This window comes from Moraxella cuniculi (genome assembly GCF_900637105.1).
In the GTDB taxonomy this organism is placed as follows: Bacteria; Pseudomonadota; Gammaproteobacteria; order Pseudomonadales; family Moraxellaceae; genus Moraxella; species Moraxella cuniculi.
Genome location: NZ_LR134343.1, coordinates 449618 through 468430, shown reverse-complemented (window position 1 = coordinate 468430; position 18813 = coordinate 449618). Strand labels below are relative to the sequence as shown.

13 protein-coding genes and 1 pseudogene are annotated in these 18813 nt (G+C 41.7%); 3 read left to right on the top strand and 11 right to left on the bottom strand.

The window, feature by feature from the left end; all coding sequences use genetic code 11:
- Positions 1-262 precede the first annotated feature (262 nt).
- The 11 genes and pseudogenes from EL162_RS02225 to EL162_RS02180 form a co-directional block, all read right to left on the bottom strand.
- A complete protein-coding gene (locus tag EL162_RS02225; RefSeq protein ID WP_170161397.1) occupies positions 263-1426 on the bottom strand; it encodes a ShlB/FhaC/HecB family hemolysin secretion/activation protein in 1164 nt (387 codons plus the stop codon).
- Entirely contained in the window at positions 1386-1958 is a 573-nt protein-coding gene (locus EL162_RS02220) for a POTRA domain-containing protein (RefSeq protein ID WP_126329781.1), read from the bottom strand. Before EL162_RS02220 ends, EL162_RS02225 begins: the two co-directional genes overlap by 41 nt.
- Positions 1959-2149: 191 nt before the next feature.
- Positions 2150-2683, bottom strand: a complete 534-nt coding sequence (locus EL162_RS02215; RefSeq protein ID WP_126331642.1) for an ankyrin repeat domain-containing protein — start codon at positions 2681-2683, stop codon at positions 2150-2152.
- A complete protein-coding gene (locus tag EL162_RS02210) occupies positions 2683-3228 on the bottom strand; it encodes a GH-E family nuclease (RefSeq protein ID WP_126329779.1) in 546 nt (181 codons plus the stop codon). The genes EL162_RS02215 and EL162_RS02210 overlap by 1 nt, the downstream gene beginning before the upstream one ends.
- Positions 3229-3503: 275 nt before the next feature.
- The gene (locus EL162_RS02205) at positions 3504-3950 is read right to left on the bottom strand and encodes a hypothetical protein (protein ID WP_126329777.1); all 447 of its coding nucleotides are present in this window, start codon (positions 3948-3950) and stop codon (positions 3504-3506) included.
- 2 nt (positions 3951-3952) lie between these two features.
- Positions 3953-4819: a pyocin-S2/colicin E7-DNase domain-containing protein gene (locus tag EL162_RS02200; protein WP_259772335.1), complete on the bottom strand. Its 867-nt coding sequence runs from the start codon at positions 4817-4819 to the stop codon at positions 3953-3955.
- Positions 4820-4987: pseudogene (locus EL162_RS10380) on the bottom strand (VENN motif pre-toxin domain-containing protein); the annotation flags it as partial.
- Positions 4988-5007: 20 nt separating this feature from the next.
- A complete protein-coding gene (locus tag EL162_RS10150) occupies positions 5008-5712 on the bottom strand; it encodes a hypothetical protein (protein ID WP_227543426.1) in 705 nt (234 codons plus the stop codon).
- A 51-nt stretch (positions 5713-5763) separates the two neighbouring features.
- On the bottom strand, positions 5764-6093 hold the full coding sequence (gene cdiI / locus EL162_RS02190; protein ID WP_126329773.1) for a ribonuclease toxin immunity protein CdiI: 330 nt from the start codon (positions 6091-6093) through the stop codon (positions 5764-5766).
- 11 nt (positions 6094-6104) lie between these two features.
- Positions 6105-14249, bottom strand: coding sequence for a two-partner secretion domain-containing protein (locus EL162_RS02185; protein ID WP_126329771.1), 8145 nt, complete (start codon positions 14247-14249; stop codon positions 6105-6107).
- A gap of 434 nt (positions 14250-14683) precedes the next feature.
- Entirely contained in the window at positions 14684-15643 is a 960-nt protein-coding gene (locus EL162_RS02180) for an Arc family DNA-binding protein (protein WP_170161396.1), read from the bottom strand.
- Between the two features lie 220 nt (positions 15644-15863).
- On the opposite strand from EL162_RS02180, the gene EL162_RS02175 reads away from it, so the two are divergent.
- The 3 genes from EL162_RS02175 (at position 15864) to istB (ending at position 18709) form a co-directional block, all read left to right on the top strand.
- Complete coding sequence (locus EL162_RS02175) at positions 15864-16076, top strand: hypothetical protein (protein WP_126329767.1); 213 nt, start codon at positions 15864-15866, stop codon at positions 16074-16076.
- Positions 16077-16366: 290 nt separating this feature from the next.
- Positions 16367-17959: an IS21 family transposase gene (istA, locus tag EL162_RS02170; RefSeq protein ID WP_126329765.1), complete on the top strand. Its 1593-nt coding sequence runs from the start codon at positions 16367-16369 to the stop codon at positions 17957-17959.
- A 9-nt stretch (positions 17960-17968) separates the two neighbouring features.
- Entirely contained in the window at positions 17969-18709 is a 741-nt protein-coding gene (gene istB, locus EL162_RS02165) for an IS21-like element helper ATPase IstB (RefSeq protein WP_126329763.1), read from the top strand.
- Positions 18710-18813: the final 104 nt, after the last annotated feature.

The window sequence follows — 18813 nt, the reverse complement described above, 5'->3', positions numbered from 1 at the left end:
AAAAACCACCAGCCAAGCCAATGCCTAACTGATGGTTTACGCAGGATTTATTTGTCTGCTGGTTTAAAAAACCGTTTGGTTAGAACTCCACCCCCAAACTCATTCCACCAACCCAATCTTTATCACCAAAATACTTAGGCTGTCTGATGGGATGCCCTGCAAAGAAGTCGTAGTTTAGGCGCAGTGGCTTAATTTGCCCTTTGATGCCGATGGCACCACCGATGGGTGTGTGTCCAAGTAGCAGATTGTCTTGCTCTTTGTTTTACATGGCGATACTGCCAGCATCTAGGGCTAGATATAGACTGTGATTTGACTGCTTAATGGGAAAGCTGACATCTTGACGAAGGATTGCTCCGATGTCGCCTGACAGTGTCCGCTCGCCATCAAAGCCACGCACACTGTATCGTCCACCAATACTCATTCGCTCACTGGGGACTAGGGCTTCTTGGGTGTATTGGGCTTTTAGGTTTGCCTGATAGCCTGCTTGGTAGTTATCGCCCATTTTGAGAGGTGTAGCAAAGTTTAGATTAAGCTTATAAATCGGTGTGCGTGCCGTGCCTTCGTTAAACAGACTCTCAGGTGGTGTCAAGGCATTAAATGCACCTGTACCTCTTTGTATGCTGACATCTGTATTTAGCTGACTTTGCCCCAAGCGTGTCTCATGGCGAATGCCTGCCGTCCAGCCTGAGATTTTGCGGCGTTGTACATCGATTTGGGTATCATCAATATAACTTTTTTGTGATTTGGTGAAGCCACCTGCATTGAGCCATGTTTTGCTCTTAGCATCTCGATGTACCAAGTGGCTGGCATTTAGACTGATGTTATCAGAATCACCGCTGTAGAGATAGTCTTGATTCACCCCTGCCACGGTTTGATGATAGGTGTAATGGCTGGCATTGGCATGAAAGACGGTGTTGTTAATAGGTAATACATAGCCCATACCATAGTTTTTACTGCCACCTTTATCAGTCTTATTGGTATATTCGTCTTTATTGATGTGATTGCCTAAATCACGGCTATAGGTCAGATAGAGTAAGTCATTATGCCAAGTGGGGTTGCCAAAGCTTAAGGTAACACTGCCTTGATATTTACCTGTGGTTTTTGACCCTGAGTCATCAAGACCAAGGCTGCCTCGCACTTTTCTGGATGCGGCGTATTTGATGAGTACATCGCTTGCTCCCACCTTGCTAGTCTCACTTGGCATGATGGCAAAATCAGCATCAGAGCTTGGCACTCGTTTTAGGTTTTCAAGGGCGGTTTCAAGCTGTCTGATGTTTAGTACATCACCAAATTTAAAAGGCAAAGCGGTATTAAAATTGGCAGGCAGTCCTGTGGGGTCTGTATAAACTGTATAAATGGGCTTGGGACTATTTGCCGTATCTGCCTTAATCTGTCCAATAACACCTGGTACGACAGTACAAGACAAGCTGACCACCAGATAAGTTTTGATTACCAATAAAGACTCTGGTGGTGGCAAAGCCACGCTCAATCAAGCGGTTTTGTACATCACGGACAATGTGATGTATATCATTGATGTTTAAACATTGACCCAATACACTACTTTTGCCATGTGTTAAAGGCGTAAGAGCAAAGGCGAATTGATTCAAATCTGCTCTATCAGCATCGCCAGTAATATCGCTAGCAGCATCAATCGGTGCATAAGCGATTTGATTGATGGTAAAGCAAGGCAAATCATCGTGGCTGTTTTGACTGTCAGTATGAATAGAATCCATCTTGGCAATAGACTCAAAGGCGGGCACATCAACTTGCACGCTAGGGCTTGTCATCAATGATTGATTAAGCACCGCTTGTCTTTGTTCATTAAGCAAGATTTGCTGATGGGCAATCTGTTCAGGGGTATTGGCATATGCTGAACAGCATAAGGTCAAAGAGACAGCCAATGCCAATCGTGTTGGTAAGGATAATATATGGCAAGATGGGTGGTTGGTATAGGTCATGGGTTTGGGTCTTTTTGGGTTGTGGGTTGGGTTAATAGGTTATAGTCTTTAAGGGTTGGGTTAAGTAAAGCGAAACCCAACAAAATCAATGAGTTACACTATAAATGCTGGGTTACGCTGTCGCTAACCCAGCCTACGGGCTAGGGGCCAAAATAATCAGGGCGAAAGTTTACAAAGTCGTTGAATTTAAATTAGGCATATTGTTTCATTATTTCATAAATTTCTCTTACCCATTGTTCGTCATTCTCACTTGGCAGCCAACTTTCTAAAATTGTTTCATTGTCATTGATGATATTATGAACATTCCCACCTTTTTGAAGCATTAACTCTAATACATCCAATCTATCTTTAGTATAACCCACCATAGACAGCGGTCGCAAATTATCAATATTAGGAATATTCGGGTCAGCACCTGCTTCAAGCAATGCAATGGCAGCATCAGCATTATGACTACGCATGGCATAATGCAATGGGGTCATACCATATATGTCTTGGGCGTTGACGGGGATATTTTTGTTGATTAAGTACTTAACACTTAAACTAGATGGCTTATTTTTACTAAGTTCAAGCCCTGACAATATTTTATGCAACCAATTCCAATTTGTATCTTCTGATATTTCTAATAGGTTGCGTTGCGGATATTTATTTAACACAGCTTCCAAAAGCGGAATATCACCCATATTTAGAGCATTCCATATTTCAGTACCACTTATATCGTAACTCATCACTTAATACCTCTTTGTGTTTTAAATTTATTAATATCTTCAATAATTTTCTGTAAATCTCCATTGCCCGGCTTTTCATAACGATGACTTTGGTTGTCGGCTCTATTTTCAAGCCTAAAATAATCAGGGCGAGAATTAACAAAATCGTTAAATTGAGCTTGAGTAAGTCCCGTTTGTTGTGCAGCTAGAACCAATCGTCTGTGTTCATAACCATAGGCATGACCGAAATCAACGGGCGCTTTAACAACAGTTCTGGTAGTTTTATGACGGTAGTCTCCGTTGGGAAGTTTTTCATAATCCGCCATAATTTGCTCTTTAATATTCACTCTTAGGCTTGGTCGGCTATATAAGTCTCCCACTTTAGGGTTATCTGGGTTGCTCACATAACGCCCTTGACTGTCTCGCAACCTACCTTGAGTATCTCTACTATACCCAACAGGAACCGCTTGTCCGTTCTCTATCTGCCGAATGGCTTGACTACCAGAGATGGGTTGGCTGACATTAGGAACACCAGCTTTCCCTTGCTCCTGCTTTAAAACATCCACCTTGTTGAATGGCGGCCTTCATGTTCGTCAAAGCATTTTGCATACCACTGGTATTATTGGTGGACTTTGCAGTCTCGTATGCTCGCTTTGCTTTATGGGCTTTTTGAGCTGCATCTCCGAGACCAGGCACAATACCAACTGTGGCGAAAACATAATCAGCGACAGTTTCAGCTTCAACAAATCCTTTTCGATTGGTTACACCATAAATGCTGGGTTACGCTGTCGCTAACCCAGCCTACGGGCTTGGTTTATGGGTTTGATAATTTCCACCCATTTTATAATTCAAAATTTATTAAATTCATTAATTTAAGAAACTCTTTTTCATTAAAAACTCCGTTTTCCAAAAAACATGATTTGCTTACAAATAAGCAATCAATCCAATCTTCATCGGGTATTAGCTTGTTAAGTTCATTGACAATTTCCATTTCTGATTTTTTATCAAAATTTTTATTTAATAAACTATTAACTAAGGAGATAATATATTTATTTCTTTGGTATTCATCAGATTGTTCATATTCTGATATTTTTTTGAAGAATTTATCATAATTTAATGAGCCATCTTCATGATGATAATCATTGCTCCAAAATATATAATCACTCCATTTTGGATCAATTATGATATCATCCAATTCGGACATAATATAATTTTCTCTTTTTTCTGATGATTGAAATGTCATCAATTCTTCAATTAGTTTTTTTAAATCATGATAAATATTTTTCATATTTATCTGCCTCTCTTGCTAGTTTTTTCTTTATGATCTTTTGGGGTTCTAATGATGATATTATCTAGGTTGTAGATAGTTCCACCATCTCTAATTTCTATATTATGATCTAATTCATATCTTTTGTTATCTCCATTATGCTGGGATTTTGGAGCAATAGGGGCTTTTCCTTGCCTCATAAGAGCTAAATTTGAACGGTCAAAATTTTGAGCAACTGCAGGGTCGCTTGCCATTTCTTTCCAAAAAGCACTTCTAAATTCGCCAAAATTATTAAAGCCTCTGCCTGACAATTTGTCAGCCACTTGTTTTGGTACTGGTGCTGAATTGCCACCTTTAAACAAGCTTTCGCCAGCTTTCAGTTCGGTTAGTTTAGTTGATGAAAATACCTTTCCTGCACTATTTCGTCTCTCATTTGCTGTTTTTGGGGTTGGTAATAATAGTGTGGTAATCTCCCCACTTTCCGCTTTTTTAACAGCCTGCTTGCCAGTAAGCTGTTGTGCTTTTCCTTGTGCCTTTAAGGCATCCACCCCTTGTTGAATGGCGGCTTTCATACCATTCACATCATTGGCGGATTTAGCAGCATCATAAGCCTTTTTTGCTGTATGGGCTTTTTGAGCTGCATCTCCAAGACCAGGCACAAGACCTATGGTAGCAAAGACATAATCACCAGTAGTCTCAGCCTCAACAAAACCTTGGATATCACCAACAATAGGCAGCAAGCTCGTTCCAATTAGGATGTACTGTTTATTATCCTTAATTAAGTCACCCAAAGTTTTGACATTACAAGCACTTACATCGCCATTTCTGCATTTTTTATTATTGATCGCTCTGCTTTTTTGTACAAGATTTGCGCCACCATTCCACTCCACCCCCACTTTTCCAACTTCAGCCCCACTCACTGCATCAGTGGCGCTGCCATCAGTTGTGGTGTAGATGGCTGTCGCAGTAGCTAGGTTTAGAATGCTGACAATGGTGTCTTTTTGTTCTTGGGTTAGGTCTTGTGGATCTTTGCCTTGATATAGGTAGTTTGCTAAAATCTTAGCACCTGCTTCATTGCTTACGGCGATATTGCTCCTGTGGCGATGTCATTGCCTGTGGCATAGCTTACCGCAGCACCTAGTACGGTATGGGCTAGTAGATGCTGTGCCGAACCTTCTTGGTCTTTGCGTTTAAACTCCTGCCCAATCCGATAAGCAAGCTCAGGGCTTGCTGCTCTTGCCACATCACCTATGATACCATTTGAGTTAGGAGCGTACAAGGCTGATGTGATGCTGTCGAAGATTCTTAGCTTTTGTTCGATTTCTTGGGCTTGTTGTTCAAGTCTGAACTTTTCTGGATTGTCATCTGATAGCTTTTCTGCTTGTTTACGATAATCTTCCGCTTCTTTCGCAAATTCACTTCTAATGGCACGGCGTTCAGCGTCAAATGCTTGGGTGATGGTTACTTGAGCCCCAAGTTCTTTTAATGCTTGCTCCTTATCAAAGTCATTGGTGATGATTTGATTTAGCTCATCTTGAACTTCTGGTTGGTTGAAGTTCTCTGTATTGATATGACTAAGCCCTGCCTGATCTGTGATGGCAGAGTGGGTGGTGGATGTTTTATGTACTGGGTCTATTGTACCATAGCCTAAGCCTTGGAGGGCAGGTTTTGCTTTGCCATCTAGACTGCTGGCGTCTGCACCGATACCAATGCCGACACTGATGGAACTCCTTGATAGGTTGGCTTGATCGACAACAAACCTCAAAGTTTTAGATTGAGTCATTGAATTTGCTTAGTTTGGTAAACTCAACCCACGAGCTAGTAAGCATGGTTGCTAATCGGGTTCAGTCCCAAAAAAATTATAATTCGGATGAATTTTATTATATTTTTCACAAGCCTCATATAGTAAATTTTTAAATTCATCATCAGATACAGTCAATTCTTGCCCTCCAATAAAAAAGCGTACTCCGTCAAAATGATCTTCTTCATAATAGCTATCAGGATCTGGAAATACACATCCAATATCATCAGAAACAAAACCGTGCCTATCAATAAGATAATCTATAACCGTCAAAAAATAGTTATCCTGATACACTAAATTAAAAAATAATTTAGCAGTTGAAAATTTATCCAAAACATCTATGTTGTTAAAAATTGTGTTCATTTAGTTAACTCCTATTTTGGGTGAAAATTCGTTACCTGACCAGTTTTAGAATCCAGATAAACTCTAAAAGTTATGCCATTATATGTTGAATCATATTGGGTTAATCGTTCTGATATTGCTCGTTGATACCCTTGTTTAGCAGCTTGCCTTCCGTATTCTAACATCATTGAATCACTGTATATTTTTGGATCATAAACAGTTTTATAAAAAATCTGTTTTTTATAACCTGTTATATTTCCCATCCTGTCTTTTGATGGAATTTTATACCAAGCAGTGTAAATACCATCTTTGGTACTCAACCTAACATCTATTATCTGAATGTTGTGTTCTTTAGCAACCTTGTAAAACTCCAATCTATTGTGAGTACCAGAAATACCCCCGCTTTGAGAAAATTTACCATCCCTAACCATATGTTTGCTTATATCTGGATTAAAGGAAATGTCAAGATTATTAACTTTTCTTCCACTTCCAGCTAAAAGAGTGGTGGGGCGTAATTGACTACCTGCATATCCCCCTACCGCTTCATAAGCACCATTTTGCATAACTTTTATACCATCAGCAACAATGATACAATCTGCAAAATTGGTGTTAGCACACGAAACAAGTGAATTATTGCGAAATTCATAGGCACTTAAAATATTGCCAGTGTCTTGATATTTGTGATAGGCATCTTGTAAGCTAGCAAAATTTACATCTTTGTACTCAGTTCTGATTTTGTTTACACAGCTCGGCGTGGGGTTGTTTTGACAGGCTTGAATTTCCTTAAAGTTGTCATGAGCTAATTTTGCTGCAAGACTTCTGATTCTACGCATCTCTTCATCGAGTTTAACACTATCATAATGCCTTCTAGCGTAGGCTATCTGCCTTAACAATTCATCAACATCACTTTTCTTTAATGTATTATTCTCAACCCCAACTCTCCCAATCTCAGCTCCATTAACTGCATCGGCTACACTACCGCCTGTTGTGCCATAAGCAGTGGCAACTGTGGTTAGGTTTAAGATACTTGTGATGGTGTCCTTTTCATCTTGACTAAGCTCGTTTGGTTTTTTGCCATATAAGTAATTTGATAAAACTGGGGCAACAGCTTCATTGGTTGCTCCCGATAAAGCACCTGTTATTGGGTTATTGCCTGTGGCGTAGCTTACGGCAGCACCTAGTATGGTATGGGCTAGTAGGTGTTGTGGGCTTTGTTCTTCTGGACGATTACCACCATCAATTTCGTTTTTGAGTTTGTTTTGTTTAAAATATTGCCCAATCCGATAAGCAAGCTCTGGACTTGCCGCTCTTGCCACATCACCTATGATACCATTTGAATTAGGAGCATACAAGACTGAGGTGATGCTATCGAAGATTCTTAGGTTGGTTTGTATCTTTTGGGCTTTAGCTTCCAGTTCTGCTTTTCTTGGGTCGTCATCTGGTAAGTCTTTGGCTTGTTTAAGGTAGTCTTCTGCTTTTTTGGCGTATTCGCTTTTTATTTTACGGCGTTCACTGTCAAAGGCTTGAGTAATTACCACTTGAGCATTTAGCTCTTTAATCGCTTGCTCCTTATCAAAATCATTAGTAATGATTTGATTTAGTTTATTTTGCACTTCTGGTTGGTTGAAGCTTTCTGTGTTGATGTAGTCAAGTCCTGCTTGGTCTGTGATGGCAGAGTAGGTTGTGGATGTTTTATGGACTGGGTCTATTGTACCATAACCAATGCCTTGCAAACTAGCGTTGTAGCTGGTTTTGTTTTGGCTGCCCTCGCTGTCTTGCTCTTTGTTATTAAAACCAATCCCTACACCGACACTGATGGCATCACCTTCATAGCTTAGCTGATTTTCAATGTCTTGGGTTTGGATGCCTTGGGCAAATTGAGTTTGGTTTTTACCTGCATCAGTGATGAGATAGCCACCAGTGAAGCTGCCTTTTCCTTGTACGGATAGGTTTGAGGTATTGGCTTTGATGCCTGATTGCTGGGTGACTTGCTTGTAGCTTGCGTCTATGTCTGTTTTGCCGCCATTGATACTGGCAGATTGTGGTGTGCCTTGGAAGCTGACATCAAGACTGCCGCCCATTTGTTTTTGGTCATGGGTGTATTGATATTCGTCTTGATGGCTTTTGACGATCAGATCACCGCCTACTGTGCCTGTTAGGTATGTGGTATCAAGATTGGCACCATCTAGGATAAGACTGCCACCAATGTCATTGACGGTTGTACCGCCAACAGTGACTTGGGTATTGGTGTGGGTTGTGGCAATCTCTTGGCTACTGCCTTTTGCTCTATTGGCATTAGCGGTAAAGCCAGCAGAGTTTGAGCTTAGTCCATCGGTGCCAAGATTGGCAGAGGCATAGACACCTGCTCCCCATCCTTTACTGCTGTTTTGGCTGTCTTGGGTGCTGGTTTGGGTTGAGGCTTGGTAGATGACATCGCCCTCAACATGGTTGTATAGGTTTTGTCCAACACTGATGTTTGAGCCTGTGACGGTGAGTGTGCTGTTTTCGCCTTTGCCTTTGACATCAAAGATCAGATTGCCATCTGCATGGACATTGGCAGCGTCATTGGTCTCTTGATGGCTTTGGCTGTCGCTTTTGGTGCTTTGACTGCCGATGGTAGCTTGGGCTCTGACAGAGCCTAGTTTGCTGTCTTGTAGGTTTTGATTAAGGGTGCGTATTTTAGATGCAGCTGCTAAAGTCCCCATGAGCTTAGCACGGCGAGAGTCGGTGTCTTGGGCAGCGTCTTTTAAGCTTTCAATGCTTTGTGTATCACTCACAACACTGCTTGAAACACCGGCAGTCACCCCTGTGGTTTTTTGTAAGAAGTGTGATTCATTGCTGGATTGGATATTTTGGCTTGTGATATTGACAGCTTGGGCTTTAAATAAAATATTACCTGTATTGGCATCAATCGCATCTTTTTGAGCGATGATGTCACTGTTAATGACATCCACCCCATCACCTGCTTCAAGGCGGATGTTACCCCCTGTTGTACCCACCAATGAGCCTGTGTAGGTGACTTGCTCATAGGCATCGTTCTGACGAGTTTGCTGTTTGCCTAGGGTCACTGAGGCGGGCGCGGTGGTAAATATGCCTTTTTTGGTGGTTTGCTCGCTACTGTGGCTACTTAGACTGTCTGCGGTAGAGCCAATGCTAAGCTGTTTGTCGGCTTTAACAAGGACATCGCCATCTGCCAACACTTCGGTAGCTACCAATGTTGTATTTACACCGCTGATGACTACTTGATTGCCGCCCACCTGATTTTTTATGCTGGTGCTGCTGTGCTGCTCAAAGCTAGACCGCTCAGTTTTACTGCCTGTTAAGCGGCGATTGGTGTGTAAACTTGCACTCTCTACACTCTGTGTCTGCCGCCCCTCAATCATGCGTACATCCCCAGTACCAATAATAGCCGTAGTGCCTGTGGCAGAGTCTAAGTGCGAGCCTTGGATGTTAATGTCTGCATACTCACCTGTAGTTCTGATGATGGTGTTGCCATAACTGCTAATATTTGAGCCTACATCGGTAGTTTGGCTGTACTTAAAGTAGTTATTCTCATCGGCGACAGCACTGATGTGATTGCTTACGGTAACAGCACCAATGTCGATGCCGTTTTCGGCGGTGATTTGGGTGCTGCCACCAGCGTTGTCTGATGTGGCACCTTGATAGATGATCTGATTGCCACGCAGACTTAGGGTGGTTAAAGGTTTGCCATTATCATCAGTTTTGTCTTTTAAGCCCTCACCAACACTGATGGTGGCGATGCGTGTGGTGGCGGTGTTAGATGAGTGGCTTTGTCCTTGTGTGTTTGTTTGGGTAGCTGTTTGGCTTTGGTTGATGATTTGGTTGCCTGCATCTAGACTCATGGCACTGTTTGCATACATGGTGCCATGATTGGCAATGGTATTATCTGCTGTGACAGCGACAAAGTTACCATAAATGGTGCCTGTATTATTGACATTGTTTGCGGTAATGGCAGCTGTGTCTTTGGCGATGAGGTTGCCATTATTGTCAAGATCGCCAGTCAGCTGCATGTTAATATTTCTTGCTGAGACAGCACTGTATCTGCCATCAGGGGTAAGTGCACCTGTGGCGATGTTGGCAGATCTTAGATACAGCTTAGGCACCAACACTTCTTCTGTTTTGGTGATGGTATTGCCATCTTTGTCTTTGGTGGCGACCGTGATGGACTGTTTGACCAACCAGACGATGTCTGTGGTTAAGTTCGCCATCTGCTCAGGCGTGAGTGCGGTGCCAAGCGTGTAGCCGAACTGTTTGGCATGAGTGATGCCATTATCCATCAACTGTTTAAAGGCTTCTTCATTACTGCGGTAATCGGTGTTGATGTGTCTGCCTGTCAGTAGATAATACTGATCTTTAATGCGCTGTTGCTCACCATAGCCATCAGAGAGGCGTTTGTGGATGTGATTTGGGTCTGATTGTAGGGCTTTTAGCATATAATCCGAGCCAAGCCACTGTTTGTAATCGGTAAAGGCGGCATCGGTTTGAACCAGTGGCTGATTAGGGTCGTCAGCGTTGATGATGTATAAGGCTGAAGTTGGTAAGGTGATGGTGTCATCACCCACATCTTTAATGATGGTAGAAACATCATTATCCACAGCTGGCTTGTCAATGCTGGTGCTATTTGGCGTGGTATTGATCGCAGCGTTTAGGATGGGGAGCTCGTAAGTTGCCAGCGGCGCAAAGGATTGTACAAAGGCACCACTGCCGATATCAATACGCTTATGCCTACGACCTGCAGCAGATGACTCAACCGTGCGGCTGACATATCGACCATTTTCCGTGACTTTGGTTTTTTCACCATGCAGGCCATTGTCAGGTGTTTGAATGACAGTATCGCCAATGACAGCAAAGTCATGACCTGCAGTTATCTGGCTTTTATCATTAATTAAGGTATCGCCATGAATGATAAGATTATTGCCAGCCACCATACGAGCAGGGTCAGAGGTGAGGGTTTTATCCTCATAGACCACAAAGTCAACAGTGATCTCATCAATCTCTTCACCAACACGATGATAATCACCGTTAGCTTGTTTGACATATAAAGCACCAGTCGGTGCGCCTTTTTTACTGGTTGGACCCAAATACGCTTCATCGGTGGTGTAGATGTTTAATGCCAAATCCACATCGCTTTTGTCTTTGACGAACTGACGGTTATACTCTCGAATCGCTGAATTTAGCGCTTCGATGGATGCAGCATTATCCTCTTCCCATTTTAACAATGGACCCATAACTTTGGTGTAATTTGCCAGCTCTTTGTTGTACTGAGCACACGCTTGATTGGCTGCACCTGCCAAAGCACAGCTTTCGGCGGTTTCATTTTCTGGCAGATCAGGCTCATCTAACAGATCCTGAGCTTTAATGCTTGGGATAGGCTCTTTGGGCGGCTCAATTTTAAAGTACGACCAGATGGCAGAATCATTGCCGTAGTTGATGATGCAGTCGCTACCCTCTGGGCAGTCAAACAATCCTGCCATGGGTTTATTGCCCAAATCATCAGTATTGGTGCTTTTTTGAATGACAGGAGCTGCCCCTGACTGCTCACGGTTGCGATAGAGTGTTTGTCCATAGACAGATTCTTCCTCTACCTTGACTGTATGCTTGTTAAAGTCGGCATTGGTGTTTAACAAGGTTTTGGTATTAACCTGCATCTGCCCACCAGATTCAATGGTTGCACCGTTATTGATGATGGCTTCGGCTTTGCCTGTGGCATGATGATTGTCATCAAGACTGCCGCCAATGTTAAGACTGTCAAGACTTGTGATTAAAGCTTGACTGTCGAAGTTTTCGTTGAATTTGCCCGCTCTGTCAGGGTTGGGGTTGTTGTTTAGGGTGTTTACACCAATATCCAGACGCTCTCTGGCTGCAATGACTGGGGCGGTGTGATGGCTGTCGGTATCACTGGCTTTGGCTGGGGTGTTGTTTAGTGTGTCGGCAGTAATGGCAAGGTGTGTGCCATAGATACGACCACCAGCCAAGTTATCAATGGTGCCTGCAGCTTTGATGAATGTGTTTTCACTGTTGATCAAGCCTTGGTTTGTGATGTCATTGGCATTCAGTGTCAAATCTTGATCGGCGGTAAATTGACTTTGGTTAATCAGCTTGCCACTTGTTGTAAACGCTAGGCGATTGGCAACAAGCTTATCCTGATCCGTGTGGGTATAGTCTGCTTGTTGGGTGATGGTCAGCGTATCAGCCGTGATAGTACCGCCATTTTGTAATTCTTTGGCAGTGATATCTGCTTGTTTGACTGCGGTAATGGTGCCGTCTTGATTGATAATACTGTCCTTGGCGATAAGTATCATATCACCACCGCTTGTCAAACTACCCTCTGCGTTAATGATGGCAGATTCACTATCAATCACCATGCCATTTCTAGCAGTGATACTACCTTTACTGTTGTCAAAGCTCGTTAGTTGCCAGTGGATATCATCCAAGGCGATTTTACTGTCGGTATTGGCAAGGGTGTTGGTATTTAGGCTTTGTACATCAATCGATGCTTGCTTGGTGTTACTGGTTTGATCAGCACTGATACTAATATCACCTGTGGCGGTGATGAGTGCTTGATCGCCTGTGTTGTGAATACTGTTGGTAGCAATGATATGACCACGAGCAGTTGGGACGGGTTTGGTTTGAGTGTTTGCGCCAGAGTCACTTAAAGCAGGTGGCTGCGGGTTGGTTGTTGTATTATCTGTTGGCTCACTGCTAATACTACCAGCACTTTGAGCACTGCTTGGCGTGCTTGGTGCATTGAGGGTGGTTTGCTCATACAGACTTTGACCGATGACGGCTTTATTGCTGTTGGTGAGTGTGTCTGTGCTGATATTAAGACGGCCTGTGCCTGTTTGGATGAGTTTGCCTGTATTATCAAGCTGATTGGTGGTAAGTTGTAAAACACCGCCATAAATACTGCCTTGATTGTTTAAAGTATCAGTGGCATCAATTTGGGTGGTCTGAGTGCTGTGGATGGTGCCTGCACTCTCAAGGTCTTTTGTATTGATGGTGAGATTGGCTTGTTCGCTAAGCAGTGTGCCATCGTTTAGAACAGAATGATTATGGGTATTGATGGCAAGTTTGTCTTTGGCAGACAGTATGCCAGCATTGACAAGATTGCCCTGAGCATCTAGGGTGAGTGTACCGCCTGCCTGTACGCCTTTGCCAGTTGCGGTGATGACACCAGTGTTATTAACCCCAAAGCCTTTGTCCGTGCCAATCAGATGGATTTTACCAGCATACATACCACCCAAAGATGAGATGTCTAGGGCAACGCCTCGCTGTTCTTTATTGGTGGTTTGACTGGCGGATAATGCACTGGTTTGTTTATTAGTGGCATTAAGCTTGGTAAAATCACCATTTTGAAGACTGATTTGATTTTCGCCTAGAATAATATCAAGCGTATTACCTGCATAAATCTTATCATTGATTTGGGCAGTTTTGGTAATTAAAGCGGCATAATCGGTGCCTTGTAGGTTTAGTTTGCCATTGACTTCAATATGAGCAGCAGAGTTGCCACTGACTTGATAACCAGATACCTGCCCTTGATTGACTTGGCTGCCTGCTGCTGCCAGATGGACATTGCCTGCATTGATAAGCCCAGCGCCATTAACCACTAAGCCTGATGGATTAGCAATGATGACATCTGCCTTTTTACCTGCAATTTCAATAAAACCACCCAAGTAGCTTGGATGGTTTGAATTGATTTGGTTTAAGATGGTAGAAGCTTCACCACGAGCCATAAAGGGGTTGGCTGCCACAAAGCCTGCGATTTGGGTATTTGTTGCTTGGCGGTTGTTATTTAAAATAACACCAGAACTGCCGACATCAAATTGGCTATAATGGTTATTGGATAAACCGCGAGCATTGGGGGTGGTGATATTGACTGAAGTGATGCCACTGGCTGTGGGTAGAACAATGGGTTGTAGTGATTTATCGGCGGATGGATCAGCGATGACGGTGGTGGCGTGGGCAGTCATGTCCAGCCCAAGCAGAAGTGATAGTGCAAGAGTCTTTAAACCAAAACCAACAGGTGATGACGCAGCCGGCGTACTACCGCCCATGCTTGAGTTATCGGATTTGCCTTGCGATCTTGTCTTTTCAGAAACCACCACAAGTCTGCCTAGGCTTTTGCTAAAAATCACACGATAACAAAAACGGTTCATGATTGCACACCTATCTTACAGTACCAAATTATAATCTTAATCTACCAAAACACCTGCCAGTTTACCAATTCTTAGCAACAAAGCAGTAATATTTTGTGGATATTAGCACAGGTATTCTTAAAAATAAAGTCTTATCTATTTAAAAATTTAATTTTTATTTTTTAACTTTATTTAAAAGTTACTCTGCATACTCGAATCACTTCTTGTTTTATGATACTAATCAGCATCTATGGTTACTATGCAATTCTGTTTATAATCACAATATTTAAAAAATGATTTAATTTTTTAAGATAAATCAAATGATGATAAAATCTAAATAAAGAATCTTGCAATCATCAAATCCATCAGTTACAATCAGGTAACTTTAATTGCTGATTAGATGGTCATTAGACGATCTTGAATATTTGCCTAACCTTTGACTGTCACGACTTGAATCAATCATAATAAGTTCTCAACCTAGCATCCTCATTGATATATGTCTGCGCCCTAAAGCACAAATCTTGATAACCTTGCCAGTAGTAATTAGCATCTTGTTTTTCATACATGTACCGATCCCAAATATCATCCATCCATGGAATAAAGGTGGTGCGCGCCATCAGATTTAGTGGATGTTGTATGCCTTGTTTTAATTGTTCGCACCGTTCCGTGTCAAATACATAACTCATGGCTCGATGTTTGTATTCATTGCTTTTGCAAATAGCTCTTAGTGCCAGTACAAATAAAGCTTGTATTCTGGCACCCGTGGCACCGACAACATCGCTCAAATGGATGTTGGTGGTATAGACTTGAGCGTGCTTTTGATCAAATTGCTTGATGATCAATACCTCACCTGTGTGAGTGTCATTTCGGATAAATGAAACCTTTTGAACCTCATCAAATCTCGCCTCTGGCTTAAAACAAAACTCAACCACCGCCTCGACGGTATTTAAATTGCTAAAGTCTTTGTTTTTAGTAGGGTATGGACAGCCCTCATCAAACATCAACCAAGCGGCGTCACAGCCTAAATAATCTGCCAGCTGTTCAAGCTGGGTAAAGGTGGGTTCAAGATCACCTTCAAACCAGCGAACCACTTCATCGGCACGCTCATAGCCCAATTCATAGGCGATGCGTGCAGAGGTAAGCTGCCTAACCATCGGAACTTTACACAATTCCAATAAAGCGATATTTAATCGTTCTTTAATGGCGCTTAATCGCTTGGTTTTATGATGACGAGCGACAATCTCATCCATCTTCTGGATGATGTCTGCATAGCTGTCATTAGGGGTAGAGAATGAATTGACCAGGCGATAATTCATTTCAAGATTAAGCGAGCGTCCGTTAAACTCTGCTTGTTCTAAGAGTTTTTGTTTCAGATCAGGTGGGATGCGTAGATTCACCTGAATATCACCAGCCATAACAGCTCCTTTGGATTTAAATGAATTCATTATACTAAAAAGTGAGTGAGAATTAATATAATTTTGCTACATTGTATACCATTATTTTATATTTATGGTACAATATGGTACATGTAAATAAAATAAAAAATATATATTGGTACAAAATTATTTGACAGTAGCAAATCAATCATTTATGATAAGGCAATCAGTCGTAACTTTTTACAGCTAGGAGTATCTCATGTCTGCCCAACATAATCGTAAAATCACGCAAAGCAACATAAAGCTACCAACATACCTGAAAGACTGGGCAAAAGAGCAAGCTGACAATGATTTTCAGTCATTGTCAGGCTTTATTGCCAAACTTATCAGCGAAGAAAAGAACCGTCGCGAATCTGCGATTAACACCTACAACTCACAAATAAGCAGATCAATACATCTTGCATCTTTATAAGATTGGGCACGCTTTTTGCGTGTCTTTTTAATAACTGGTAGAAAGAATGAATAACGAATGAATAACGGGAGGTAGCTTATGCACTGGTCATAGCGAATTAAACGCCAACATAAACACGATTGCAACAAAAAAGCGCTATCAACGCCAATTGATAGTGCTTCATAAAGATTGTCTGCTAGAGGGCTGACATCTTTATTATCTCTGCTAGTACTTGATTTGTCAAGTGCTATAGGGCTTTGCAATCCTTAAAAGTTAAAAATATTCTTTAATTTAACCATTGAGGATTTCTTATGAAAATAGATAATAAAATTATCCGTGCCGCCATACGGCAAATTGATCAAGACTTAAGCAACCGAGCCATAGCTCTCCATCTGAGCATCTCACCCACAACTGTCGCCAAAATACGAAAGCTTTATTCTGGCTGCATTGTTGATATTGATGAACTACTCACCGTCAGTGATATTGAGATGCGAAGACTGTTGGGTCTGGAAAAAGCATATAACCCACATAAAATCAATCCAGTTAAGCCGCATCCTGATTGGACATATATAGATCAGGAGATGACACGCCCTGATATGACACTTGAGTTATTGTGGCAAGAGTTCAAGAAGACACATCCAGATGGCATTGGCTATTCACAGTTTTGTGAACAATATCGCAAGTATAAGAAAACAGTAAGACCAAGCAAAAGGCAAGTTTATAAAGCTGGCGATATGGTGCAAGTGGATTTCTGCGGTCGTACTGTACCGATATACGATGAGAAAATGGGCAAAATCATGATCAATGCCCAAATATTTGTTGCCATATTACCAGCATCTGGTTATATCTATTGCACTGCCGTTGCTTCTCAAAAGATTGATGATTGGCAGTTGTGTCATATTCGTATGTTTGAATTTTTTGGTGGCGTGCCCTTAAAGTTGGTTACAGACAATTTAAAATCTGCGGTGATTAGCAATAATAAAACAGGCATTCGGCTAAACGCATCGTACAGTGAACTTGCTGATCATTATAATATTATCATTTTACCTTCAAGACCTAGAAAACCTCAAGATAAATCCATGGCAGAGCTGGTAGTTCGCATTGTGCAGATGGGTATTTTAGCCAAATTAAGAAACCGAAAGTTTTTTGATCTTGACGAGCTCAACCAAGTGCTCAAAGAAGAGCTTGTGATTTTAAACACCAAAACCACTAGGCGCTACCCAGAAAGTCGTTATGTTAGCTTTACAAAGACAGATGAACCGTTCTTAAACCCACTACCTGCCGCACCATACGAAGTCTGCCACTGGACTTACGGCCTAAAAGTATCTGAGTTCTATACTATTACCGTAGGTGATTCAAATTATTCGGTGCCATATCAGTTTATCGGACAGCGTGTAGATGCTAAAGTGGCAGGCAATAAAGTATTAATATATCTAAATAGAGAGCTTATTGCTGAACATCCATACATTGCCTTAGGCAATAGTATTCTTACTGAGCATATGCCAAGAAACCATCAGCTACAAGATGAAATGCAACCAGATCGGTTGATGGCATGGGCTAAGAGCATTGGCTCACAAGCCGCAGCTGTTATCCAAAAGCTGCTAAATAATAAAACTGGCTACGCCAATAATCTTAGAAAACTCAATCAGTTAAAGCGATATTTACTTGAACATAAAGTACCAAATATACAGATAGAACAAGGCTTTGACTATGTGCAAAGACTCAATATCTGTGCGGTTGATCGGATTATTTCAGTATTTAAAAATAAAGTTTACCAAAAGAACGAGCATCTACTCATGCCAAGTATGGAAGAGTTGGATGTGGTCTTTGCTCCGAAACAGCCACATGAAAACATCCGTGGATCAAGCTACTATGCTAATAAATTAAACCAAATTGCAATATAGGGAAGAACCATGTCAAACAATCCAATTGTCACAAAATTAAAGCAGTTAAAACTAAGCCATGCTGCCAATTACTACGAGACACATTATCTTACACCAAGCAATCCACAAATTAGCACAGTGCAGCTGATTGATGGTATGTTGGAGTATGAAATTAACAAAAGGCACAATAATCACATTGACAAGCTGGTTAAAAACGCCAAATTTCGCTACAATAAAGCTAGAATTGAAGATATAGACTACAGCAGCAAACGGTTAAGTCCTGATAGTATATCGCACTTATTAGAAGATGAGTGGTTGGATAGGCATCGTAGCGCAATCATCATGGGTGCAACTGGTACAGGCAAAACTTGGCTGGCTTGTGCCTTAGGCATACATGCTTGTCGCAATTTAAGAAAAGTGCTATTTGTTCAAGCTGCTGATCTGTATGAAGATATCATTCTCTCCATCGCTGATGGCAGCATTGCCAAAACCAAGCAGAAATATTGCAAAGTAGATTTACTGATTATAGACGACTTCGGTATTGGTGAATTGCTGCCCCAAATCTGCCCTGTGCTGCTGGATATTATAGATAAGCAATCCACTGTGGGCGGTTTACTCATCACCAGTCAATTCCCTATTGAGCGTTGGCATGGACTGTTTCCAGAAGCAACCATTGCTGATGCAGTGCTTGATCGTATAGTTCACCGAGCGTATCCAATCACCCTGACTGGCGAATCCATGCGTAAGAAATTGGCGCACGTTATCAATTAATCATTAAGCAACTAATTTCACAAAAGCCAAAATCAAATGATCAGCATTCATCGGAATGGCTGGTCATTTTAAATTGGAATTACTGTTCATTTGAGACTGGAATG